The following is a 24,158-nucleotide window of genomic DNA, read 5'->3' as shown; positions in this document are numbered from 1 at the left end:
AACAGCCAATAGTTGGTTGTTATTTACTGAGGTCTATATATAGAGTGGACTTTTTTACAGAGAGCGTCTTGCTGTTTTTTCATGGATAAATGCGTATTTCTGCATAGTGGCTCGGTGTACACTAGAGAAGTCTTTGCCTAAAAATTGGTGATAATAGATATAAGCGACATAGCCTGCGAGTTATGGATGTTTGGCTGAATGTAAAATTGATATGACAGGGATGAGATGCGATGACTGAGGTAATAACAGATATAATAGAAGATACAGCGCTTGCTATGCTTACCACATCATTGCAGCAGAGTATGACTGTTTATCGTCCTGACAGTCGTGAGGCTTTTATCGGTAATGTCTCATTACTGCTTCCGCTGCTGAATACTTTGACCAATGTGGTATTTTTTGTGAAAGATGAGCAGGCACGTTATCAGCTGGCAAACAAAACCTTGTTAAAACGCTGTCAGTTGAGTCAGCACGAAGATATCGTAGGATTCACCACAGAAGAGGTGTTTTCGCATCGACAGAGTAGGGATTATATTTTGCAAGATATGAAGGTATTGCGAGAGGGGAAGTCTATCGTTGATAACTTAGAGCTGCATAGTTATGCGTCTGGTCAGTTAGGATGGTGTATTACCAATAAACTGCCTATCTATAATAAGAGCCAACAAGTGGTCGCCATGGTTGGGATTTCAGTCGATATTGATGAAGATAACGAGCGCGTTTTACGTAAACACGCGCGCTTGGCTGAAGTCGCTCAGTTTGTACGAGCGCATCTTGATCAAAAAATAAATATCGCACAATTGGCCGACTTGGCTAATTTGAGCGTGTCGCAGCTAGAGCGTACCTTTAAGGCCGTACTGAATATGTCGCCATTACAGTTTGTGCAAAAGCTGCGCTTGGAGTATGCGGTGAAGTTATTGGCTAGTCATGAGGTGTCAGTGACTCAGATATCGTTGAACTGCGGCTACAGCGATCACAGTGCTTTTAGCCGTCAGTTCAAACAATTCACGGGTTTGTCGCCCAGCCAATTTCGCCAAACGCATTTATCATAAAAAAATCAGATCAATACCCAACCACTGCCGCATCGACGATACGTGGATCAGACGAGCCGTATACACCATTTGGAGTCAACATAATCGATTGCGTCGAACCCATGGCTGCTTTTGGACTGACCGTATGACCCATTGATTCAAGCTTTTTAACCGTATCAACATTTAGTGCTTTCTCCACTCGAATTTCATCAGGCAGCCATTGATCATGAATACGCGGTGCATGTGTGGCCTCAGCGATATTCATATCATGATCGATGACGTTTGAGATAATCTGAGTGACAGTGGTGATGATGCGACTACCACCGGGGCTACCCGTGACGATATAAGGTTTATTGTCTTTAAAGACTAGCGTTGGGCTCATCGAAGATAGCGGGCGCTTATTGGCTTCAACGGCATTTGCTTCACCGCCTAATAAGCCATAACCATTCGGCACACCGGGCTTGGCAGAGAAATCATCCATTTCATTATTGAGCAATATCCCCGTACCTTCAGCGACGAGACCTGTGCCATAAGAGAAGTTGAGCGTATAAGTATTGGCTATCGCATTGCCGTCTTTATCCACGATAGAGAAATGTGTGGTCTGATCGCTCTCGTAGGGTAGCGGGTTGTTGGCTTTGATGGTAGATGCTGGTGTGGCTTTGTCTGGATTGATTAAAGTGCGCAGTTTATCCGCATAAGCCTCTGAGGTTAAGCCGCTGGCAGGCACATCGATAAAGTCAGAATCACCTAAATACTCTGCGCGATCCGCATAAGCCAACTGCATGGCTTCCGCCATTAGGTGAATGGTTTGCGCGCTGTTTTGACCGTAGTCTTTTAAAGGGTAGCCTTCTAAGATATTTAAGATTTGCACGATATGGATACCACCAGAAGACGGTGGCGGCATCGAGACAATCTCATAACCACGATAGTCGCCTTTGACCGGCTCGCGAGCGATGGCTTCATAGTTGGCCAAGTCTTGCAAGCTCATGCTACCGCCAGCCTCATTGACCGCTTTGACCAACTTACTCGCGGTTTCCCCTTTATAAAATCCATCTGCGCCTTTTGCGGCAATCAGCTTAAGTGATTTTGCCAATTCAGGCTGTTTTAAACGCTCACCGGGTTGATAGGCGCTACCGTCAGGTTTAAAGAATATCTTTTTGGTGCTTGGCCATTTTTGTAAACGATCGCTCAAGGCAGTGAGCGACTCGGATAAGCCAGCCGTGACTTCTATACCGTCCTCAGCCAGTGCAATCGCAGGTGCCATCACTTGCCCGCGACTCATGGTGCCATGATCTTCTAACGCTTTAAGCAATCCTGCGACCGTCCCTGGCACACCGATGGCTAAACCATGATAACGAGACAAGTCGCTGACTGCCTTACCATCTTCATCAAGATACATATCACGCGAGGCGCTACTCGGCGCTTTTTCACGGTAATCGAGTGCCACCGTTTTGCCTTGCTTGGCGTCATAAATCATCATAAAACCACCGCCACCAATATTCCCAGCACGCGGCAAAGTCACTGCTAAGGCAAAGCCAACCGCGACCCCAGCATCAACGGCATTACCACCGTCTTTTAAAATCTTGAGTCCAATATCAGAGGCAAGTGCTTCTTGGGTGGCGACCATACCGTTCTTTGCCCAAACCGGATGATGAATCGCATCTTCAGAATAGATGGCTTGATCGGCATTGGCGTTGTTAATCGTGGAAGTGAGCGTATTGGTTTTGGCTCGTGTAACACGTTTGGTTTCAGACAATACAGTAGGATTATCAGCCATAATAGCGAGATTGATGGCGCTGGTGTTAATCGCTGTTGGGTTGATGGTAGTTGATTGATTGGTGGTTGGCTCAGCCGCATGAGCAGATAGCGATACTAAAAAGGTACTACTGATTAATAGAATAGCGGTTTTGATTTTTGCTCTGTTTTTAAGGTTATTTTGAGAAGCGTTAATTCCATCTTTTGATATTGGATTTTGCATTGTAAATTCCTTTTTGAGCAAGTGATGACACGTTTGGTCTGTAAAAATAAGACTGTAAAAATAAAGAGGCTTGAATGTTAAGGCGTGTCCTAATTGACATAATGATTAGTGCCACGTTTTTTAGACAAACAGTCCTATCAAAAATGCTGAAAATTTTTAAGAAATACGTTCTAATCTTACTAAATTGTAACTCATTGTGATATAAATAATAGTGCTAGAATTTATTCATTATTGTCTGTCTATTTATAAGAAGAAATTACTATGTCATCCAACCATACTCATAAACGCGACCAACAGCGTCACTCTGGCATGGCTCATCATCAGTCATCTGCCCATAACCATAACAAGCATTCATATCAGTCGCGCAAATTAACCTCTATTGCAGGCTGCGCATTACTGCTTGGCAGTGCGTTTGGGTTGGCAGGCTGTCAATCAAGCCCGGCGGCATCATCGTCTACGGCATCGAAAAGTATGATTGATTTTAGTACCGCTGATAGCGCGCAGAGCCAAGCCCAAGGACGCGCGTTTAATGCCAGCCTTACTACCAAATCTGAGCGTTATCAACAATTATTTAACCAAGAAAAACACCCCAATACCGACAATCAAGCCAAATCGCATTTACTGGCGGCTATTCGTCAGCATCTGGCAACAGAACACGTAGCAGTTGCGCAAGCCAATTATCAAGCCGCACCTTTTATTGATCCAGATAGCATCGATGCAGGCTCTAGTAGCTTGCTTAGAACGATTATAGAGGCTTATGCTTATGAGCCTGACAGTTTAGACAGCGACTCTTTATATAAAGATGATAACGAAAGCGGGTCGAATGATAATGATGAGAGTGCTGACTATCTAGAGCTAGCTGAAGCTGTCGAGGCGACAGCTGTAGAAGAGGTTAGTGAATATGGCGATTATGATGTCATCGATGCCGATGAAGCTGTTGATGATGAGTATAACTACGATGAAGACGGTTACAACGAATATGGCTACAATCGAGAGGGTTACGACAGAGATGGCTATAATGAATATGGCAATGCAGAGGGGGGTATTCTCTCAGGGGTCTCGAACTTAAAGTCTAAAAATCTGTTAAAAAACTATGAAGCCATACAAATGGCAAAACAACAATCAGAGGCTGTAGAAGGTAGCCAATCATCAATGCCATCTACGGGCGTCATTGGTCAAATGCTGAGTATGTTCCATCGCACGCCTGAACAGATAGCCGCGTCAAATGCTTATCAATATCAAAATTTAACGTTCAATAGTGTCAGTCAGTACAGACCCAAACAGCGACAACTGCAAAGCGTCTATAGCTATGATTATGTGACGCCGACGATTAGCTCATCCGTACAGATACCGTTAGCGTTCGATTTTAATAACAGCAGCATCACGGTAGATCCATCGGCAATTATGCCTATCGTAGCGCTTGTCAATCCTGAAAACACCCCTTTACCTAACCAAATGACCTCACATACCATCAGTTTTGGTTTGCCCGATAGTATTACGACGCAGCTACCGCCAGCAGTGCTGTATGATGCCGCCATCGCTGCCATACAGAGCAGCATGTCAGAGCTTGCGCCCGAGCACTTTAGCGCGGTAGATATTCGCAACGATGCCTTTGCCAAAGAAGTCGGGGCGAGTCGTGCGGTAAAAGTCTATTTTGGCAGTAAGCAAAGCGGTGAGATGATCGGCAAGACTTTAAAATACATGACAAAGTCGCTACAGGATTATGTCGATGCCAATCCACAGAAATATCCTGATGGCGCTATGCTAAAAACCGCGCTGGCGAAAGTGCAGCTATACAATAAAGGCTACCAAAGTGCGGATGTAGGTTCGCTGTTGCAGCTAATCGAAGCCATTGGTCCGATCTCTTTTAATCAGATAAATTACTACTATTTAGACAGTGCCGATCGCCTGCTTGCCAAGCAGCAGCGGATAAATATCGGTGGCGATTTGATGGGCTCTACGACCAGCGTGCTAAACCAAATACGCTACGATAAAAGCAGCTTTAATAAACATGCACTAACGCCTTTATTAGCTGAGTCTTTTGGTGCAAATGCTAAAGCAGCTATCGATGGCAATGCATGGATGGCAGAGCAACGGCAACAAAAAGACAGGCTGCAAACGGCACGTTATGCCCGCTATGGTTATAGTGGTCGCAGTGGTGATTACGATGATGATTATGGTAGCGATTATGCGGATGGTGATAGCAGCTATGAGGCAGCAGAATATGACAGTGTTGATCGTCAAGATGATAATGATATCGAAGACGATGCCGCAGATGATGCTGGCAACAGGGTAGACGATCAATAACGCTATCTTGTCATGTTCAAGCCCATATTTATTAAGGATAAAAAATGAAAACAGTACATCAAATCATTGCAAATCATCTTCCGTCAGCGAGCGCTGCGTCCGTTTTTAATGGCAATCATTTATTTGTTGGTGCATTGGTCACAGGGGCGCTATTGTTAACGGGTTGCCAATCTACCAGTCTCAACCAATCTAACGCGATGACTGCCAAGCAAACGCCAGTGGCAGCCAAGACAGCATTGGCAACGGCGTTACAAAAAAAGCGCCGCCAGTCTTTTAGTTACCATAGCAATCTGGAGATTAGTAACGAGCAGCAGTTTAGCGATATAAATATGGAAATAGATGCCAAAGCGCCAGTCGCCTCAGGCTATATCGATGAATACTGCGAAGACACACACGATCAAGCATATGCCGCCTTAATTGCTCAAGCAGTAGCGCAAAATAAAGATATTTTGGTGGCAGATTATGACGCTGAGCGAACGACGCTGAAAGACCGCTACCTTGAGTGTACAGATGCCTATGAGGCATGGGTAGATAGCAATTATGATAGTGAGATCACCGTGCCAGCGTCTTACCAACAGTTATTTGACAATTATGATGACCGAACGACAGCGCAAGATGTCAAAAAGGCAAAGCTGCTAGATGCTTATGTGCTAAAGCCCTTATCTATCAATGCACAAGGCGTCTATCAGCCAATGGCTGGTAAGGCGACGATGTTGGCGAGCGTTCAGTATCACGCGCGCAATCATCAAAGCAGTATCAATCAGCCTATATATTTAGATTTTAAAAACGGTGATATTTATCTGTGGGCAGATAATTTTGCGATGTTTAATTCAGAAATGTTAGATGATAAGCTCGGTACAAAGTGGCGCAACAAGTGGCTAAAGCTAGGCATTAATGATGGCACCTTACCCAAAGGCTTTGGTAGTGAGCTGATTAAAAGTAATTTTGCAGCGTTAGATGCCACATTTGAGGCTGCACCTGTTAGCCAGTTTGATTATGTCGCCCCTAATATGCTAGCTTCGCTCTCTCCCAAGTTACCCGCGCATCAGCTACCAGCAATGCTGGCAAGTAACCAAGTTATTCGCCGCGTACAAAGTGCTGAGAGTTATGAGCAGTTTTATCAAGACTACATGCGTATTGTTTACGAGCGGATTAGTCAGCGATATCCAGAGCTGGTCAAAGAAAGTGAGCCTTACGAGGTAAGCACCGCAGATGCTGATAAATTTACCAGTAAAGCGTTAGTGCAGCAGATGCTAGCAATGATAAAGAATGGCTTCGATAGTGGCAGTGAGACAATAGAGGAAACAACAGCAGAGGCAAAGGAAAAGACGGCAGAAAGTGCAATGCTAGCAAATGCAGAGACGCAGGAGTTGTATGGGTTTGATAAGCGTGGTCAGCTCAAATGGCAGCATCTGCGTAGTGAGCTTCCGAGCGAGACTGCTTCCAATAAAAACATGGTCATAGATGTTTTGCAGCAATACTCCGCTATAAGCGCTACAGACATGGCATTTCCGAACTTACCAAGTAATGTGCAAGTTCCCAATGCCAGTAATAGTATTGATGTGCGCGAGTATGGTAGCGAGTTGATGCAGTATTATCGTGATGGCAATGGTACTGCGATAGGAAAGATGATGTTTAGTGTCATGCCGATGGCTAAAGAGAAGTTTGGGGCGATTGATTAAAAATGGATTAATCGTAGGTAAGTTTAGTTAGTCGTTATTGAAATTGAAAACTAAAAAGCGCACCGTTTATACGATGCGCTTTTTTATGTGTTCATAATCAGTCTTATAGGACATTTAGCATGAATGCAAAACAGCCTATTAATGACGAATTACATGCCTTGATGTGGTTTGCCATGCATTTTACCGTGCTCTGAGCCTTTATGACCTTTCGCCATTTTTTCAGCCTTCAATGTAGCAAGTTTGGCGCGTTGCTCAGCGGTCAATACCTGAGAGATAGCGTGTTGAGTTTGTACGCGCTCAATGAAGCGTTGCTTGGTTTTAGCTGCTTGCTGATCAGCTAAGCGATTGACTGCCGCTGTATTTAGAGTGTTAGCATTGGTCAGTGCTTGCATTTGTTGATGCATCTGCGCCCGTTCTGCTTTGTTTTTTGTGCGGTCAGCTTTACGGTCACCGTGTTGTGCTTGCATGATGGCTTTGATTTGCGCTTGTTGCGTTGCTGTTAGGTCTAGTTGCGACATTGGACCTCTCATGCCGCCTTTTTTCATACCACCTTTTTTCATGCCATCTTTATGCTGCATTTTGCTGGTCGTTGGTGTGGTATCAGTGGTTGCATTAACACTGGTACAAGCCGTTACGGTGAAAATGCTAGACATTGCTAATACTGAGCCCATTAATAATTTTTTCATCATCATTACCTTAATTTATGGTGCATACGTTATTGGTTGCGAAAAAGTCAGTTTTTATCTGATCAGCTTATGAATGGTAAGTGTCCCGGATAGCCACTATCCATCACAGCTTGTTATCAGTATTTGTCGCTGATAGACGCTATATTACGACAGTTAAAGGTTACGAACATTTATGAAGTATTAAGAAAGGTAACGTTTATAGCGAATCGATAAGCAATTGACTGATAATATGGCTAATAAAGCGATCCAACGCTCAAGGAGAAAGATGTGCCACACATACTACTAGGCGATGATGACGAAGAGTTGACCCAATTATTACAAGAATACTTGCACAATCATGGGGTGACATGCGACTGCGTTCACGATGGCGAGGCTGTCATACAGAAACTCAAAACCGCGAGCAATAATGTACTTAATGGTGCTGCTTATGACTTGCTGGTGCTAGATATTATGATGCCAAAAATCGATGGATTGAGTGTGTTGCGTCAATTGCCCAATATCAGTGATATCCCTGTCATTATGCTGACGGCAAAAGGGGAGGAGATTGATCGTATTATTGGTCTGGAGCTTGGTGCTGATGATTATATTACCAAACCTTGCAATCCTAGAGAACTGCTGGCACGTATCAATGCCGTCATCAAGCGCACCAATGCGGCGGCATCAGAGCATACGCCGTTACCAGAGAGCCGTTTGCATTTGGATCAAAACCAGCGGCTTTGTCAGATAGATGGCATAGAGCTACAAGTGACGGGCACAGAATTTGATTTGTTGGTTGCGCTACTGAAACAAAAAGGCGAGGTGGTAAGCAAAGCGTGGCTGTCAGAGCATGTCTTACAACGCGAATTACAGCCGTTCGACCGTAGCCTTGATGTGCATGTCTCGCGACTGCGCAAAAAACTCCAACCTTTTCACGAGGAGCCTATCAAGGCAGTTCGTGGTAAAGGTTATCAGCTGGTGTTGTAATGACGGAATCATCGATGAAGCCTCCAATATTTAAGATACGTATGACTCTGTTTTGGCGTCTGTTTTTAAGCTTATTAGTGACGATTCTGATAACCTCAGTTTTATCCATTATGGTGGAACGTTGGCTGGTCGAAAAAGCACTAACCGCTCGTATGGATGTGCAAATTGATAGTTTATTGGTTAAACGCCAAGAAATGACTGAGGCGCTACAAGTGGGTGATTTAACCACTGTCAGGGAGATGTACCGTCAAGATCGGCGGCTTATGAATCAGATCAGAGTCTATGATGAGCAAGGTGCCATTATATTTCCACGTTATCGTGATAGAGATGGGCGTAGGCAAAAACCTATGAATAGCGATCGACAGGTAATGGGGTATTCATCAATGCTACCAATACAGTCAATGCCTAATGCGGATAATAAAAAACCTGATAATAAAATGTCTGGTAATCACGATGATAGAGTATCAAATAACGAACCGTCACTTTTAAATCATATCCTGTCACCGATGACCCCGAATCGCGCGAAGATGGCTGATCCTGATAGTCGTCCTGAACTGGCGGACATGACAGTCGTCTTACCAGATGAGCAGGCTGTGATCATACAGTTGCGTCCGCATCTGCGCTTTTCAGACGTCGTGGCGCTGCAACGTGGCAATTTTCCCATACGTTTACTGTTGATTATTATCTTTAGCATCTTGGTTTGTGTTTGGCTGAGTCGTACATTGACCCAGCGTATTCGCCGTGTGCAAAACACCGTACATCGTATGATTGACGGCGACTATCAAGCCCATCCAAATCTATCAAAAATGGGCGATGATGAATTGGGTTTGCTGGCTAAAGATGTGGCCAAACTCTCAACGCGGTTGGCTGAGAGTGAGCTGGCACGCAAACAGATGCTCAGTGATATCTCGCACGAGCTACGATCGCCACTGGCGCGTCTTGACGTTGCGACTGAGTTGACTCGCGACTTTGCACCGAATGCCGGTCGTTACCTAGACCGTATCGACAAAGAGTCAGCGCGGATGAATGAGTTGATTGAGCAAATCATTCATATTCAATCTCTACAAATGCAGCAATATACGATCGATAATATAGAAAACGAAGCGGTTGATCTCTCTGATATTATCAGTGAAATTGGTCAAGACGTTTGTTTTGAGTTTCAGCATAAAAACGTGCGCTGGCAATGGCAGCCGAGTCATACACGCGTGACAGATTCTTTATCAACGGCTTACTCAGCCACTCCTTGGACTGTGCTTGGTAACCAAGAGCAGCTACATAGCGCGCTTGAAAATGTCATCCGTAATGCCTTTATGCATACGGCCTCTGATTCAACAGTGATTGCTGATATTAAAGAGGTGGAGATGGAGGATAAGAAACCCGCGATTCAAATCAGCATAATGGACGAGGGCGGCGGCGTCGCGGATAAAGATGTAGAGCGTATTTTTCAGCCCTTTGTACGGCTTGATTCGGCTCGTCATCGTGAAACAGGTGGCTATGGTTTGGGATTGGCAATTGTCCATGCGGTTGTGATGGCGCATAAGGGTCAGATTCATGTCTACAATCGCCAAGATGATGTTCAAGGGTTGGTGGTACAGATAATTTTGCCTATTAAATAGATACTCTTTAAACACAAGGAGCTGACATAAATAAGCGTTACGTCAAATTGCCTTTATGAAGATAACTCGTTGTCAATTCATTAAAGCATAGTGGTTTGCAGTGCCCTTACTGAATGTTTGATATGCTTTGGTTATTTATTGAATAAATCGATATACAGGTTTGTTTTTAATGAGTATTCTAATCATCATGATACTACCAAATCCATTCACTCGTCCTCTCAATGCTTGGGTCACCATTTTTGTGGTTGCCTTGCACGGTGCCACGGTATGGGCAATGATGTCTATCGATACCCCAAAACCTCCCGAAATAAAAAATAAACCAGAGACCATTCAACTAGAGCTAATCACATTAGCGTCACCTCCTACCAATACGCCAAGTACAGAACCTCAATCCAAGCCTGTCTCGGAAAAAAAGCCCATCTCTGAGACTCAACCAATCAAACCATTAGAAACAGTAGTAGCATCTGCTCAGACGTTATCAGCTGCAACATTAAAAGCTGAAACAAAAGAAGCGCTAATACCTTCAACAACAAACACTGACGTGGCTAAAAAACCACCCAATTTAGAAAGAAATCCTGAAAATTCTCTCGAAAACCCCTCATCAGCGTCACCATTGACGACAGTAGAATCAAGAAAAATATCGAATGTATCAAATGAATCAGAGGACACAGAGCAAGATCTATCGGCGATGATTCGAGCTGTGACAGCGCAGTTCAACCGTGATCAAGCCAGACAGAAACGTGCACTAGGAAAACAAACCAACCGAAAGCTCGCCGAACAAGAGCAATGGCGCATACAAGCAGCCAATGAAACAATTGCCAACATGCTGAAGTTAGCCGCTGCCCAAGCCGAAAAGCAAGTCACTGATCAGGCCGCTATAGATGAGAAGGCTGATAAAAATAATAAAATCAATAAAAATGACGAGAGGGCCCCGTTTTTGGCAGATTATGGTAGCTGGCTCGATAAGCACGAACCGACGACTAGCTTACCATTGCTAATATGGCGTAGCGTTGATACTGAGCTCGGTGATGTGTTTATCGTCATGCTAGAGTTGCATGTCAATAAAGAAGGCTATATTACTGAGGTGCAACTGCTTGAACCCTCAGGCAGTCCAATAATCGATGCAATGGCAACCACGCAGGTCAGGACAGGGCAACTCAATCCACTGCAAAAAGACGGTAAAACAGTTGATGCGATTGTGCCGATGTCATTGGTATATGAGAGACCGACATTTAACAATTAACATAGAATTTGTAAGGTCTTTCGCCGATGACAATGATAGCAGCTGTTTTTAAATGAACAATACGATCTATCGTCAGATCAATATAAAAAAACGGCAAGTATCACACCTAGGCATTATAAATTTCCTTGCTTGCTGTGTGCTTGGCACTTCAGAGCTTTAGAAAAACTCATCCCAGCAGTATGGTATTTTTTTAAAGTGAATCTACTATAATTACGTCAAGATAATTACGTTAAGATAGCCAAGTCAAGATAGTTACGTTAAGGAAGATGTATGGATCTTATGGATTATTGGCAATACACAGATATTATTACCAAGGCTTTATTTTTTGCGCTTTTTGCGTTATCGGTTGCTTCTTGGGTCACAGGAATTTTGCGGCTGTATTATAGTCGCCAACTGGCCAAAACTGTCGCGGCTGATTTAGCGCAGCAATTGCAAAAACAAGTACCGCCTAGTTTGCAAGCCAGTGCAGAGGAGCGCAGATTGATGACCGAGCAGACTTTATTGCAACTGATTGGTCGCTATCGACATCGCAGTGAGCAAGGATTGCCGCTACTAGGTACGACTGCCGCTATTGCACCCTTTATTGGATTATTTGGTACGGTATGGGGCATATTTCATGCGCTACGCAGTATCGGTATGAGCGGGCAGGCAGGGCTTGCGCAAGTGGCAGGTCCAGTAGGTGAGGCGCTCATCATGACGGGGCTTGGTCTTGCCGTTGCGATTCCTGCTGTGATTTTTTATAACATCATTGCGCGTATGAATCGTCGAACGTTATTCTTAGCCAATGATATCGCTCATGGTCTCTTAGGTGCATCGATGCGTCCAGCAGTGGCGACAGATAAAACGAATACAAATGTTTAGATCTTTGCAATTTATTGGCTATAAAAAAGGAGACACGCATGGCGTTTCATCTAGGAGATGATGACACTCAAGGTTTGAGCGAGATGAACCTGATACCGCTCATCGATATCATGCTGGTGCTGATGATTATCTTTTTAGTGACAGCGACAGTGATGAACCCAACTGTGCCATTGGATCTGCCCAAGACCAGTGCTACGATTAATGATTTGCCTGATGACATATTACAAATCAGTATTAATCAAGATAATGAGCTGTTTTGGGATGAAGAGTCGCTGTCATTACCGCAACTACAGACACGGTTTGCGCAAGCAGCAAGTGATGGGCTAGATCCTAGTATTCATCTGCGCGCAGACAAAGACACTCGTTACGATATGGTGGCGCAAGTCTTGGCTGCTGCGAGTAATGCAGGTCTCACTAAAGTTGCTTTCGTCAATGAATAAGCTTTTGAAATACAACCGTAAAAAATAAGCCCTACCATCAAGAAGATGCTAGGGCGTGTCATCAATTAGCACATGAATACATTTAGTGGTCTTAAAATGGCTAAATTTAGCCAAACATCGTCAGAAATTTTGCCAATATGTTCATATTAGCGGCTATTTCTTCCTTGTTTGGCTGCAATTTTTCTCATTTTAAGTCTCACAATCTAAATGATGACACGCTCTAGGGTTTATTTTTTGAATCAGCTTAAAAGGAAGAAAACGGCAATCATCTAAAATGCCCGTTCAAAAAACCACCACAGTGCCACTAAAATACTAATCAGCGAACCGATATAAAATATAATCCATTTATAAAATTGTGTGTGACGTAATAGTAGCGCTATTGGAAACACCAAAGCGATAAATACTAACTGTCCCATCTCAATGCCTATATTGAAACTCAACAACGCTAATACACGTGCACTGGTAGCAAGTGGCAAGTCTACCAATACATTGGCAAAACCAAAACCGTGAATCAGTCCAAAAACAAAGGCCAGATAGACCGCTCGTACCCGTAATAATGGCACGACATTATTGAGCGCGGCAAAGGCAATAGACAATGCAATCAAAGATTCGATAAAGCGTGGCGGTATGCTAACGATTTGCAGTGCCGCTAAGCTAAGTGTAATGGAGTGAGCGAGTGTGAACGAAGTCGCAATCCAAAACACTTCAAGCAGCGCCGCTTTTGGTTTAGTGACAGCAATCAATTGTTTCTGTTTGCGCACGTACACCGCAGGAATGAGCAGTACAAATAAGAATAACAGATGATCCCAACCAATCAGCAAGTGGTGTATACCGCTTTTGAGAAAATTAGTCGCGGTAGACATCCAGCCAGTATTTGCCTGCGCTCCTAATGGGCTTTGACCTACTGCTAGCACTTGTAGGGCAGTGTCATCATTAGCCTGAGTCAGAATCAATCGGTGGTTAGCATCGATACCTGCCAATATTTGATAATCAAGATTATCGATGGGCTGAGTACAGCTTAAGGCAAAATTGCTATATAAGTAATTAAATCCGCCACGTGTATTAATGGCCAATGGCGCAAATTTTGTAATTTGACACGCTTGTGCGCTACTTTCTAGTTTTATTTTGGATTGAATCAGTTGCTCTATCAGCGATGTCTGTGACTTTACTTCTGCCCAACTGACTTGACTGTCTTTGTTTGGATCTATATCAATCAGCAACGCTAAGTCGCGCAGTGAAAGCTCATATTCAGCATCATATTTACTCTCTGCCGTACTCTCAGAGTCGCTCAGATTGAGGTTTAAGTAGGCGGTACTAGACTCATGCGCTTGTGCCACTGAACACGTCAGCGCCAGTAACAACAGCGTCAGGTAACGATAAGTATGACTTCCAATAAGTCTGCGAAGCGCATTCATAAAAGCTTCTCCTTATTCATACCTTGCGTGTTTACGGTTTGCGTGCTTTTGGCTTGAGTGTTGGACGTTTGCATAGTGGCAACTTGGCAATTTAGACAATCACTGATTTTACCTGAGCGTAGCGCTTGCTCTAGTGCAGGATATTCGAATTGCGTGTCTGTCATGAATTGGCGTATTAGCTTGATGTCTGCTTGGCTGCCAGCTTTGATAGCTGCGCTCGCATAGAGCACGATATCAGCCGTTTCACGCTGCTGTTGCCAATTATCTTGAGCCAATTTTAGTGCTGAGTCCACTTGATTGGCCAGCAAAGCATAAGTCGCTTGTTCGCGCATGTGCGCGTTTTCTTTGCGTATCTGCCATACCTCAATGCGTTCTTTCATCAAGGCCAAGTTTTTCTGTGCTTGAGGGTCGCCTAATTCCATTTGAGCAGTGATAAGGCGTAGTAGCAAGGCGTCTTTATCCGTATGCTCTTGGAGCATATCGCGTACCTTTTCATACTCACCGATACTCAATAGCCAGTCAGCGCGAGCCATCAGCGCCGGTACGGTTTGATCGTCCATCACACTAAAAATCTGATTGGTAAGCGAAGTATCTTGGCTACGTAATGCGGCATCTGCTTGCATCAAGTATATCCAGCGAGCAGTTGATGCATCTAACCCAGGTGCGATCGCCGCCAGTCCACTGAGTGTTTGTTTTGCCTGTTCAAGCTGCCCAGTCATGCTCTGTATCTGAGCCTGACAAGCCAGCTCATAAACACGCAATTCAGGATCATCAAGTTTGTTGCAGTAGCTCAAAGCGTCTTTAAACTGACCTTGGACGACCAGTAAAGAAGAAAGAGTTAATAGAGCATCTGGATGAGTCGCTTCTTGTTCTAATATCTGTGTTAGTAACTCTTTTGCTTGAGCAAATTTATGATCTGACTGCAATGCTCGTGCTCGTAGCATTAGCGTATCTATACTCTGGTCTGTGCTCTGATCTAACTGCGCGCGTGCCTGACCCAATGCCCGAGGATCACCTTGTAGATACGCACGTTCTAGTAATTGACTGGTTTGTGCTGGGGTATTTGTGTGTGTGTCAGTTCGAAAGTCAGCAGCGTTTAGATAGCGCGGCGCTGGGGAATCTGTAGGCAGGGTCGCTAGAATTTGTTGATCGTCTTTTGGTATAAAGGGGGCAGCGTGAAGCAGTTGGCTGCTGAGAGATAATAACAGTAATAATCCGATAGGGAATTTAATCCAATGCATAAAATATCTCGGCTCAAAACATAAAGAAACACCCAATCAGTAAACTGATTAGGTGCTTGGATAACTTCAGGTCAAACTACAGCGAGGCATTGGCGCCTGATACTGCGACAGGTTCTGCCAAATTGGCTTCAGGCAGCATTACCCGATCAATATCTTGAGGCTCATCAGTGTCGACATTATTACTAGCGTCAATCACAGCAGAGGTATTATTAACGGCTAACTTCGCTTTCGCTTGGTCTGCCGCAACAGCATTATCAACCTGATTTGACGAGTCAAAGTCATTGTTGTCATTATCATTGAAACAACCAGAAAGTGCAGCTGATCCAGTGATCAATACGGCTAACATTATATAGCGCATAGTATTTCTCCTTGGGTTAGATTCAGCTTATCGGCTACCTGGGTTAGGCGTTTTTAGATAAGGAAAGACAGAGTCAAACTCGGTTGCAGGTTTGACTGCACCATCTGTAAACAATGCTTTGCCAGCTTTAGCATCCGCAGGCACACAAGTGACGTCTGCAGGCAATCCAGCATGACATAAAGCACCCATAGATACTCTCAACGCAATGTCAGTGACATCATCACCAGGACGTCTACCGTTTGGAAAACCTGCCACATCTTTAGCAGTTGCACTTGGGCGACCATCGTTCTGACCTGGAATAATACTAATCACACCTAAGTCATTTTGATTGGCAGCTGCAACAGCAGGCGTGCTAGTGTTCAGTCGTAACATATCTGCCGGCACTTGTTTTGGATTAGCAGGTTTGTTGATCGTAGGAACACCCGTTAAAAATGCGGTGACTAAATCTTGACGAGGGAAATTCGTTGGTGCTGGCGCTTGCGGATATAAAGTCTGAATTAGAGCAGGAAGCGTAGGATAGAAGACATAAGGCGCGAATTTTGCTACATCATCTTTTGGCTCTGACGCATTGAATTTATCTTTATCTTTAAGTCCAATAACCACTTCATTGACCAATGGCATACCTAGTCGTGACACTTGCGTCCATGCACCGCCTTTTTTGGCCGTTGTGCTGATACCTGAAGCAGGATTGCCATTTACCAAGGTCGCTTGACGAACGCTAGCCGTTGTCCAAGCACCGATGACAGGATCGTTACCAGTCGCGTTAACTAAGCAAGCTTTAGGCACTTCCATGGCAATAGAGGTAATATTTTTATCTGCCAGAATGTTAGTACCACCATTACGTGCACCTAATGGGTTTAGGTTGATTAAATCAAACACTCTACCCAAGTCGATTGCAAAGCTCTCAGCACGTTGACCAACGAATACTCGACCTTGACCACAGCTACCCAAGTTTAACGGTTTAATGAAGCTGCGTGCATAGGTAGGGTAGTCAGCAAACGATTTGGTACCGATATAGTCAAATGGTTTTTTGAAATTGCCCAAATCAGTGCGTGAGCCACTACGGCGATCGCCTTTGACCATCGTGACGTCATAGCTCTCACTGGTTTGTACGTTAGCAGCAACCGAAGCATCACCAGCGTTGGACAAAGGAATGGCGACATTTGCTGTCGATGGGTTGCCATCTGAGTCGATTTCGATACTGTTTAAGTTTTGGGTAAAGTCAAACTGGAAGGTAATATCTTCGACAGCATCACCGTTGTTATCGATATGGATTTCATACAAGGCATCGTCGTCTAATGCGAAGTAATTAGGTCCACCGTAAGCGTCTTGTAGCGGTAAATAGTTGGCAATAATCGTGACGTAATCGGCTCGATTATTTTCATAACTATTGAACATATAAAAGTCAGTGGCATCGACTTTAGGGGTTTTGGTAATGGAAGGGGCTTCACGGTGACTAGAGGCGACGGCGCTTGCGCTAACGCATAGAGTCATGGCTGCTATTAGAGCCTTTGTGGTGTGTTTCATACGGATCCTTGTAGAAAAACTTAAGTGATAGAGGCTGTGAAAATTTCATAACATATGAACTTTGATGAATTCAATTACATTCTAAAGTTTGATTAATTAAATTAAATAGTATCCTTACCAAGTTCATTTAAACTATACACTGAATTAGCTCACATTATTAGAACTTTTATCGGTTTTCTGATACCAGTCGTCGGTTTTTTACAAAAAACTGCTTTGAAAACAATATCAAAGCAGTTGTACTAAAGTCAGTAACTATCGCCTATAATCAGTTAAAAATCAAGAGGGTGTATTAAAACAAGAGGGTGTAATCAGTGAAAAGTAATATCGATACATTACGCACTGCTGATATCAATTTTTCTTGCTTACTGTGCCTGCGCAGACAGAGGCTTCGAAAATCAATCCCAGCAATGCTATGTTCTTTTTAAGCTGTGTTCTTTTTACATTGAATCGACTATAGAACCTATTTTGCAACGTGCTTATCCTTTCAATAACGGGTTCGTGATTTATTGAGGCTTAGGGGCATCGGGTTGCATCATAGGGTCAGCATCTGCAAAGGCTTTTAGCGTGCGGCAGTGGGCATCAATAGCGACGACGTTGGGATAAGCGCTGAGGTCTACTTTAAAACGGCGAGCGGAAGAAACTTGAGGAATCAAATAACAATCTGCAAAAGTAGGACTGTCACCATAGCAGAATTGTCCGCGATTTTTATCCGCCGCCAAACGTGTCTCTAAAGCGGCAAATCCTTCACTAATCCAGCGATTGCACCATGCAATCACATTTTCCTCATCTACTGATAACTCATTACGTAAATATTGTAAGATACGGCGATTGTTAAGCGGATGAATGTCGCAACCAATCATGGCGCTCAACGCGCGCACATGCATACGTCCAGCAGCATCTTTAGGCAATAATGGCTGCTCAGGGTAGACGTCTTCTAACCATTCCAAGATAGCTGGACTTTGGTATAATAGTAAATCATTAACTTTTAGGACTGGCACCAATCCTTGCGGGTTAATCGCTTTAAAGGCAGTCTCTAACTGCTCATCTTGTGCCAAATTGATTGCGATATCGTCGTAATCTAAACCTTTTAGGTTCATAGCGATACGAGTACGGTAAGAAGTGCCACTGCGAAAGTAGCCATAAAGTGTCATCATTATTAATTCCTTTTATTATGATATGTTGTGAATGTTCAACACGGCCTAAAACAAGCGTGATGATGTTAAATCTTTATCCCAGCTTTAAATTGACATTTAACTAAGTAAATTATTCATTGAGCAAATCATGCCAGCAGCCAAAACCCTTTTAGATAGTTCTGTCACCAGTAAAAACCAAAGTGGCGTCCAGTCGCTTGAGATTGGGCTATCGATTCTAGATGTGCTGATCGACCGCAATGAGCCTATGATGCTAAAGGATATCGCTGAAGCCATGCAAATGCACCCAGCAAAATCCCATCGTTACTTGGTCAGCCTCATTCGTAAAGACTATGCTCGTAAGCTCGATGATGGTCGATACGGAGTGGGCGATAGAGTCAATGCATTGGCATCATTAGGACATACTGGATTCAACCAAAACAATCTTTTGGCACGTCTCACGCAGGTGGCTAATGAGATTAAAGACACCTTAAATTGCGGGGTACAAATCGCCAAATGGTTTAGTGAAGGCCCTATCATCATTCAGTCGGTTGAGCCAGACAGTCCAATCAGTATCATTACTCGCATCGGTTCGCGTATGCCACTGACGACATCGGCGACAGGGCAGTTATTTGCCAGTTATCAGCCAGATGTCATCATTCAGCCATTGGTCGCAGCTGAATGGCAGACAGACAATGAAGCAATAATTACAGAAAAATGGCAGAATTTCAGTCACTTGCAAGCCAAAATTCGTACTCAAGGCTATGCAACAGTGACGGGCGATATGCTCATGGGCATTAATGCCATTACAATTCCTGTCATCTTACCGCAGCTTGCCAGTAGTGCTGCTAAACCATCCACGAGTAGTGATAAAACTGTTAACGAAGCGCTACCGTTAGAATACGCCATCACTATTATTGGAACCACAGAGCAATTACCGATGAGCGAGCAACATAACGTGGTCGAACAAATACTCGCAATAGCGCAGCGTTATCAAATAGCGTAGCCAGTATGTGATTCTATAAGCTAACTGGCTATCGCATCAAAAGATTTATTTTCGAACATCATCTAATGATATTCATCCTCTAAACCATACAGGCACTACTGGCCGCTTTTGCTTTTTCGTATACGTTGTCAGCGTCTAGGCCAGTCGCATTTACTTCATCTAGGTAATGCTGAGAGCCCTCCATTAATGGGCCTCTCCAATCTGGGTCGTTGAGTGGGTCAGGGATATCAATCATAATATCGCCTTTTTCTTTAGCAGCAGCCATCGCTTTGGCATTGCTGACGTCAAATACCTTAGAGATATGCGCTGCCAGCTCTGCGCCAGAATTGTCATCAATCACTTTTTTGAGGTCATCAGGCAAGCTGTTATATTTATCTTTGTTCATACTGATCACAAAGGTGGAATTATAAAAAGGGATGTTGGTGTGCGTATTGATCAGCTCATCAAGGCGAAACGCTTGAATGGGCTGCCAAGTAAAGCTGAGCCCGTCAATGACACCGCGCTGAAGCGAGGTATAAGTATCACTGGCAGGCATGCCGACAGGTGCAGCACCAGTGGCTTCGATAATATGGCTCGCAACCGCAGAAGGTTGGCGAATACGCAGACCTTTCATATCAGCTGGCGTGCGAATCGGTTTATCAACCGTATGAAGCGCTCCTTGTCCAGTGCCTATCAAAGCGAGCAAGTGAGTGTCTTCATACTCATCTTTAATGACACCCTCGTCATATAGTTTATGAAGTATACAGCTCTGCTGCTGTGCAGTATTTGTGATACCCGGCAACTCTACAATTTGAGTCAAAGGGAATCGTCCTGCTGTATATCCTTGCGCTTGCATACCAATATCTACACTGCCTTTAGCCGTAGCGTCATAGGTAGCACCTGGTTTGCTGAGCGTCGCAGAAGGGTATATCTCAACCTTTAAGCGGCCGTTTGAATCGGCTTCAATTTTCTTCGCCCATGGCTCTAATGCTTCGGTGTTTATGTTGTCAGTGGCAGTCATAAAATGAGAGAATCGCAACGTCGTCACTTCACCTGCATCTGTAGACGCGCCTGCTGCTTGGTCGTTATTGGAGCAGCCAGTCATCGCAATAGAGGCAGCCAAGAGTATTCCTAAAGGGGTTTTTACTTTCATCATCGAATCCTTTCATGATGGTTAGATATGGTTTGCTATTCACCGACAGGCGCTATTTCGCGTGCTTCAGCCAGCTCTTCACTATGCAAAAACTGCGTATGTGCTGGGGCGCGTTTGGTACGAGACCACTCATCTAGCATGTCTTGCTTGATGGCGTCTGTAATCATCGAGACTTTGTCTTCTGAGGTTGGATCGTCATAAGTCAGCTCAAGGCGATGACCATTGGGATCAAAGAAGTAAATAGAATGGAATATACCGTGATTGGTTACACCAATGACGTCAATGCCGCCTTGTTCCAAATGCTCTTTGGCAATCAATAGTTCATCACGGTCTTTGACCTTTAGCGCCAAATGCTGCACCCAATTTGGGGTGTTTGGATCAAAACCCATCTCAGGTTGATTGGGTACTTCAAAGAAAGCTAAAACATTGCCACTACCAGCATTCAAGAAGACATGCATATAGGGGTCAAAAGCTTTGGTTGAAGGCACATGGTCTTCTGCGAATGCCAAGATGAAATCCATGTTTAGGTGTTCTTGATACCATTCAACGGTCTCTTTGGCATCTTTGCAGCGATAAGCCACATGATGAATTTTTTCAATGGTAAAGCTCATATCAAACTCCTTTTGATAGGGCGTATCGTTAATATCAATAGACAAGCTGCCAGTGCTTATAGACGGTATGTCATTATTTTCTGACAGTTTGAATCTACTTTTACGCCTTTTTTATATACGGTTATTATTTATCAAAATCAAAATCAAAATCAAAGCTAAGTGCTGGCAGTACTTTGCCGCGTACTTCACCAAATCCAACACGAATGCCGTCTTTCTCGCTATAGCCTTTCATGATCACTGTGTCGCTATCTTCGATGAAGCTGCGCGTCTCGCCGCCTTTTAGCGTGACTGGTTTAGTCGCATTCCAAGCAATCTCTAGCATCGAGCCATAAGAGTCTGGCGTTGGCCCTGAAATCGTCCCTGAGCCCATCATGTCGCCGACTTCGACTTTGCAGCCAGTGATGGTGTGGTGGGTAAGCTGCTGTGCCATTGACCAGTACATATATTTAAAATTGGTCTCACAAAGAACAGTAGCCGTCTCCGCATTTTCAGGTAGTAACTCAACCGAAAGATTGATGTCAAAGCTGTTATTGCTCGCTTTTTCATTTAAATAAGCAAGTGGCTTAGGTTCTTGTGTTGGGCAAGCCGTTTTAAACGGGGCCAATGCATCCATGGTGACAATCCAAGGGGACACTTCAGAAGCAAAGGTCTTAGCATTGAATGGCCCTAAAGGTACGTATTCCCACTTTTGGATATCTCGGGCTGACCAGTCGTTAAGCAGTACCATACCGAAGATATGATCAGAGGCCTCATCTACAGCGATTGGTTGACCGATATGATTGCCTTTGCCAACGACAAATGCAGTCTCTAGCTCAAAATCTAAACGCTTACAGGCAGAAAAAATAGGACGGTCATCAGGGTTGGGCTTTAGCTGGCCTGATGGACGTACGATATCCGTCCCGCTAACGATGACGGTGCTGGCGCGTCCGTTATAGCCAACAGGCATTTCAGTCCAGTTAGGTAGTAGGGCGTTGTTTGGGTCGCGGAACATGGTGCCGACATTGGTCGCATGCTCTTTAGAAGAATAAAAATCGGTAAAACCGGGCACTCGAACAGGTAAATGCATGGTGACATCTGCTTGTTTAAACAGCGCCTTTTGCTGTAAGTCTGCATTGTCACGTAAGGTATCATTATCGCTAGACAGCAGTGTTTGAATAGTTGTACGTGCCTGCGTCCAATTGTCTCGACCTGAATCAATAAAAGCATTCAGAGTAGGTTGGTCAAAGTATGAGCCACCCTCTAAGGTCAATAACCCTTCTGTTTCCAGTACAGACAAATCCAGTACATGCTCACCGATGGCAACACCAGCGCGGCGCTTGTTATTACCAGCAGCGTCTTTGGTATCGCTAAAAATACCGTAGGGGAGATTGTGGATTGAAAAGTCAGAATCGGGGGTGATATCGATAAATGAGGTGAGGCTTGCGTCAATCGTTGACATGATTTGCTCCTTGCTAATATAAATTTATGATTACGTTATAATTAACTACTTACGTATAATGTAATTTATTGATATGTGGATTGCAAGTTTTTTGTGCAATGGCTTGGCGCTATACCAGCTATAAAATTGATATCAGCAGTGCGTGATGTATCGATATTACTTTTCACTGACTGTATTATTATTTTTACTAATTACACCAAAATGAAACACAAAAAAAGGCTGAGCAAGTGCTCAGCCTTTTTTATCAAACCACATTTTTAGTTGTGTGATTTAATCAGTCTTTTAAAACCTTTACCATGGCATTGGCCACGTAATCAATGTTGTTGACGTTTAAGCCTGCCACACACATACGTGAGTTAGATACCATGTAAATACCAAATTCGGTTTGTAATTGCTCGATTTGCTCAACTGTCAATCCGGTAAAGCTAAACATACCGTTTTGACGAGTAATATAATCAAAACTACGCTCAGGAAGTTTAGACTCTAATACCGACTTGAGCTTTAAGCGCATGGCTTTTATACGGTCGCGCATGCCATAAACCTCACTAACCCACTGCTGGTATAGTGCGTCATCATTCATGACGATATCGACCACACGTCCGCCATGTGATGGGGGACTGGTATAAATACGGCGAACGATGAAATTTAACTGACCAAAGACGCGTTCGGTTTCCTCTACGGTAGGGCAAACGACGGACAGACCGCCGACACGCTCTCCATACAGAGACAAGTTTTTCGAGTAGGAATTGCTCACGAATAATATGAGATCCATATCAACCGCTTTACGGATAGCATAAGCATCACTGTCCATATCCTCGCCAAACCCTTGGTAGGCAATGTCCATAAAGGGAATCAGCTCACGCTGTTGTATCACCTCTAAGACTTTATCCCATTGCGCTTTGGTCAAATCCATACCGGTTGGATTATGGCAGCAAGGATGCAACAACACGATATCTTGTTTATTTAAAGTTTCAAAAAAACCGATCATCTCATCGAATTTGATGCTGCTGCTGGCTTTATCGTAGTAGGGATAAGTGCCAACTTCTACATCGCAGCCTTCAAAAATGGCGATATGGTTGCTCCATGTCGGGTCGCTGACATAGCACTTCGACTGCGGGAACCACTGATGGATAAACTCAGCGCCAACTTTTAACGCACCTGAGCCACCGAGGGTCGCTATCGTAGCCACACGACCATCAGTTAACACTTGAGCGTTTTTACCAAACAGTAAGTTTTGGCAAGCGCTACGATGACCAGGCAATCCTGCCATTGGCAAATAGGGACGCGCAGAGATAGGGTCGGCAATGCACTCTTCGGCTGTTTTTACACAGTCCAGTACGGGCAGTACCCCTTCTTCATCGTAATAGATACCGATGCCCAAATTGACTTTATTGGGATTGGGATCAGCAGAAAACTTGTCCATAAGCCCTAGGATAGGGTCACCAGCATAATATTCTACACTTCTAAACATTCTGTATCCTTACAAAAAATATGAGTCG

At 44.0% G+C, this 24,158-nt stretch carries 20 protein-coding genes; 9 read left to right on the top strand and 11 right to left on the bottom strand.

The genetic code is table 11. The features are described 5' to 3' along the window. The first annotated feature begins 230 nt into the window (after positions 1-230). Positions 231-1,046 (top strand): AraC family transcriptional regulator, encoded by an 816-nt coding sequence (locus J5X94_RS05820; RefSeq protein WP_227679544.1) that lies wholly within the window; start codon positions 231-233, stop codon positions 1,044-1,046. 10 nt (positions 1,047-1,056) lie between these two features. Here J5X94_RS05820 and ggt read toward each other — a convergent pair whose 3' ends face one another. Next, a complete protein-coding gene (ggt, locus tag J5X94_RS05815) occupies positions 1,057-3,003 on the bottom strand; it encodes a gamma-glutamyltransferase (protein WP_228293176.1) in 1,947 nt (648 codons plus the stop codon). Positions 3,004-3,264: 261 nt separating this feature from the next. Here ggt and J5X94_RS05810 point away from each other — a divergent pair, with 261 nt between their 5' ends. Together J5X94_RS05810 and J5X94_RS05805 are read left to right on the top strand one after the other, a co-directional pair. Beyond that, positions 3,265-5,310, top strand: a complete 2,046-nt coding sequence (locus J5X94_RS05810) for a hypothetical protein (protein WP_210540587.1) — start codon at positions 3,265-3,267, stop codon at positions 5,308-5,310. 44 nt (positions 5,311-5,354) lie between these two features. After that, a complete protein-coding gene (locus J5X94_RS05805) occupies positions 5,355-6,992 on the top strand; it encodes a hypothetical protein (protein ID WP_210540586.1) in 1,638 nt (545 codons plus the stop codon). Positions 6,993-7,141: 149 nt separating this feature from the next. On the opposite strand, the gene J5X94_RS05800 is transcribed toward J5X94_RS05805, so the two are convergent. Continuing rightward, on the bottom strand, positions 7,142-7,678 hold the full coding sequence (locus J5X94_RS05800; protein ID WP_210540585.1) for a Spy/CpxP family protein refolding chaperone: 537 nt from the start codon (positions 7,676-7,678) through the stop codon (positions 7,142-7,144). A 267-nt stretch (positions 7,679-7,945) separates the two neighbouring features. Between J5X94_RS05800 and J5X94_RS14040 the strand changes: the two genes are divergently transcribed. The 5 genes from J5X94_RS14040 to J5X94_RS05775 all read left to right on the top strand — a co-directional run bounded on the left by J5X94_RS14040 (position 7,946) and on the right by J5X94_RS05775 (position 12,801). Then, positions 7,946-8,641: a response regulator transcription factor gene (locus J5X94_RS14040; RefSeq protein ID WP_210540584.1), complete on the top strand. Its 696-nt coding sequence runs from the start codon at positions 7,946-7,948 to the stop codon at positions 8,639-8,641. Positions 8,642-8,655: 14 nt separating this feature from the next. Then, on the top strand, positions 8,656-10,257 hold the full coding sequence (locus tag J5X94_RS05790) for a sensor histidine kinase (RefSeq protein ID WP_210540583.1): 1,602 nt from the start codon (positions 8,656-8,658) through the stop codon (positions 10,255-10,257). 169 nt (positions 10,258-10,426) lie between these two features. Beyond that, positions 10,427-11,500 carry an energy transducer TonB gene (locus J5X94_RS05785; RefSeq protein WP_210540582.1) on the top strand — a complete coding sequence of 358 codons (1,074 nt, stop codon included), beginning with the start codon at positions 10,427-10,429 and terminating at the stop codon, positions 11,498-11,500. 270 nt (positions 11,501-11,770) lie between these two features. After that, complete coding sequence (locus J5X94_RS05780) at positions 11,771-12,361, top strand: MotA/TolQ/ExbB proton channel family protein (RefSeq protein ID WP_210540581.1); 591 nt, start codon at positions 11,771-11,773, stop codon at positions 12,359-12,361. Between the two features lie 38 nt (positions 12,362-12,399). After that, positions 12,400-12,801, top strand: coding sequence for an ExbD/TolR family protein (locus J5X94_RS05775; protein WP_189585118.1), 402 nt, complete (start codon positions 12,400-12,402; stop codon positions 12,799-12,801). 269 nt (positions 12,802-13,070) lie between these two features. Here J5X94_RS05775 and J5X94_RS05770 read toward each other — a convergent pair whose 3' ends face one another. The 5 genes from J5X94_RS05770 to maiA form a co-directional block, all read right to left on the bottom strand. After that, the gene (locus tag J5X94_RS05770) at positions 13,071-14,216 is read right to left on the bottom strand and encodes a HupE/UreJ family protein (protein WP_210540580.1); all 1,146 of its coding nucleotides are present in this window, start codon (positions 14,214-14,216) and stop codon (positions 13,071-13,073) included. Then, positions 14,213-15,457, bottom strand: a complete 1,245-nt coding sequence (locus tag J5X94_RS05765) for a tetratricopeptide repeat protein (RefSeq protein WP_210540579.1) — start codon at positions 15,455-15,457, stop codon at positions 14,213-14,215. The genes J5X94_RS05770 and J5X94_RS05765 overlap by 4 nt, the downstream gene beginning before the upstream one ends. A gap of 76 nt (positions 15,458-15,533) precedes the next feature. Then, the gene (locus tag J5X94_RS05760; protein ID WP_210540578.1) at positions 15,534-15,815 is read right to left on the bottom strand and encodes a hypothetical protein; all 282 of its coding nucleotides are present in this window, start codon (positions 15,813-15,815) and stop codon (positions 15,534-15,536) included. A 27-nt stretch (positions 15,816-15,842) separates the two neighbouring features. Then, a complete protein-coding gene (locus J5X94_RS05755) occupies positions 15,843-17,342 on the bottom strand; it encodes a DUF4331 domain-containing protein (protein WP_210540577.1) in 1,500 nt (499 codons plus the stop codon). A gap of 503 nt (positions 17,343-17,845) precedes the next feature. Then, the gene (gene maiA / locus J5X94_RS05750; protein ID WP_201588930.1) at positions 17,846-18,493 is read right to left on the bottom strand and encodes a maleylacetoacetate isomerase; all 648 of its coding nucleotides are present in this window, start codon (positions 18,491-18,493) and stop codon (positions 17,846-17,848) included. 130 nt (positions 18,494-18,623) lie between these two features. Between maiA and J5X94_RS05745 the strand changes: the two genes are divergently transcribed. Further along, complete coding sequence (locus tag J5X94_RS05745; RefSeq protein ID WP_210540576.1) at positions 18,624-19,478, top strand: IclR family transcriptional regulator; 855 nt, start codon at positions 18,624-18,626, stop codon at positions 19,476-19,478. A gap of 79 nt (positions 19,479-19,557) precedes the next feature. On the opposite strand, the gene J5X94_RS05740 is transcribed toward J5X94_RS05745, so the two are convergent. From J5X94_RS05740 to J5X94_RS05725, 4 genes are all read right to left on the bottom strand, one after another. Further along, positions 19,558-20,610: a TRAP transporter substrate-binding protein gene (locus J5X94_RS05740; protein ID WP_210540575.1), complete on the bottom strand. Its 1,053-nt coding sequence runs from the start codon at positions 20,608-20,610 to the stop codon at positions 19,558-19,560. A gap of 35 nt (positions 20,611-20,645) precedes the next feature. Beyond that, positions 20,646-21,221: a VOC family protein gene (locus J5X94_RS05735; RefSeq protein WP_210540574.1), complete on the bottom strand. Its 576-nt coding sequence runs from the start codon at positions 21,219-21,221 to the stop codon at positions 20,646-20,648. Positions 21,222-21,345: 124 nt separating this feature from the next. After that, complete coding sequence (gene fahA / locus J5X94_RS05730) at positions 21,346-22,659, bottom strand: fumarylacetoacetase (RefSeq protein WP_210540573.1); 1,314 nt, start codon at positions 22,657-22,659, stop codon at positions 21,346-21,348. 274 nt (positions 22,660-22,933) lie between these two features. Continuing rightward, positions 22,934-24,130: an aromatic amino acid transaminase gene (locus tag J5X94_RS05725; protein ID WP_210540572.1), complete on the bottom strand. Its 1,197-nt coding sequence runs from the start codon at positions 24,128-24,130 to the stop codon at positions 22,934-22,936. Positions 24,131-24,158: the final 28 nt, after the last annotated feature.

Source organism: Psychrobacter sp. K31L, assembly GCF_017942195.1.
GTDB classification, from domain to species: Bacteria; Pseudomonadota; Gammaproteobacteria; order Pseudomonadales; family Moraxellaceae; genus Psychrobacter; species Psychrobacter glaciei.
The sequence above is the reverse complement of the archived record's forward strand: the minus strand, read 5'-3'. Positions and strand labels throughout refer to the sequence as shown.

Excerpts from the sequence above, each read along its gene's own strand:
- J5X94_RS05820 (WP_227679544.1), top strand. The coding sequence starts at position 231 with ATGACTGAGGTAATAACAGATATAATAGAAGATACAGCGCTTGCTATG.
- ggt (WP_228293176.1), bottom strand. The coding sequence starts at position 3,003 with ATGCAAAATCCAATATCAAAAGATGGAATTAACGCTTCTCAAAATAAC.
- J5X94_RS05810 (WP_210540587.1), top strand. The coding sequence starts at position 3,265 with ATGTCATCCAACCATACTCATAAACGCGACCAACAGCGTCACTCTGGC.
- J5X94_RS05805 (WP_210540586.1), top strand. The coding sequence starts at position 5,355 with ATGAAAACAGTACATCAAATCATTGCAAATCATCTTCCGTCAGCGAGC.
- J5X94_RS05800 (WP_210540585.1), bottom strand. The coding sequence starts at position 7,678 with ATGAAAAAATTATTAATGGGCTCAGTATTAGCAATGTCTAGCATTTTC.
- J5X94_RS05790 (WP_210540583.1), top strand. The coding sequence starts at position 8,656 with ATGAAGCCTCCAATATTTAAGATACGTATGACTCTGTTTTGGCGTCTG.
- J5X94_RS05785 (WP_210540582.1), top strand. The coding sequence starts at position 10,427 with ATGAGTATTCTAATCATCATGATACTACCAAATCCATTCACTCGTCCT.
- J5X94_RS05780 (WP_210540581.1), top strand. The coding sequence starts at position 11,771 with ATGGATCTTATGGATTATTGGCAATACACAGATATTATTACCAAGGCT.
- J5X94_RS05775 (WP_189585118.1), top strand. The coding sequence starts at position 12,400 with ATGGCGTTTCATCTAGGAGATGATGACACTCAAGGTTTGAGCGAGATG.
- J5X94_RS05770 (WP_210540580.1), bottom strand. The coding sequence starts at position 14,216 with ATGAATGCGCTTCGCAGACTTATTGGAAGTCATACTTATCGTTACCTG.
- J5X94_RS05765 (WP_210540579.1), bottom strand. The coding sequence starts at position 15,457 with ATGCATTGGATTAAATTCCCTATCGGATTATTACTGTTATTATCTCTC.
- J5X94_RS05760 (WP_210540578.1), bottom strand. The coding sequence starts at position 15,815 with ATGCGCTATATAATGTTAGCCGTATTGATCACTGGATCAGCTGCACTT.
- J5X94_RS05755 (WP_210540577.1), bottom strand. The coding sequence starts at position 17,342 with ATGAAACACACCACAAAGGCTCTAATAGCAGCCATGACTCTATGCGTT.
- maiA (WP_201588930.1), bottom strand. The coding sequence starts at position 18,493 with ATGACACTTTATGGCTACTTTCGCAGTGGCACTTCTTACCGTACTCGT.
- J5X94_RS05745 (WP_210540576.1), top strand. The coding sequence starts at position 18,624 with ATGCCAGCAGCCAAAACCCTTTTAGATAGTTCTGTCACCAGTAAAAAC.
- J5X94_RS05740 (WP_210540575.1), bottom strand. The coding sequence starts at position 20,610 with ATGAAAGTAAAAACCCCTTTAGGAATACTCTTGGCTGCCTCTATTGCG.
- J5X94_RS05735 (WP_210540574.1), bottom strand. The coding sequence starts at position 21,221 with ATGAGCTTTACCATTGAAAAAATTCATCATGTGGCTTATCGCTGCAAA.
- fahA (WP_210540573.1), bottom strand. The coding sequence starts at position 22,659 with ATGTCAACGATTGACGCAAGCCTCACCTCATTTATCGATATCACCCCC.
- J5X94_RS05725 (WP_210540572.1), bottom strand. The coding sequence starts at position 24,130 with ATGTTTAGAAGTGTAGAATATTATGCTGGTGACCCTATCCTAGGGCTT.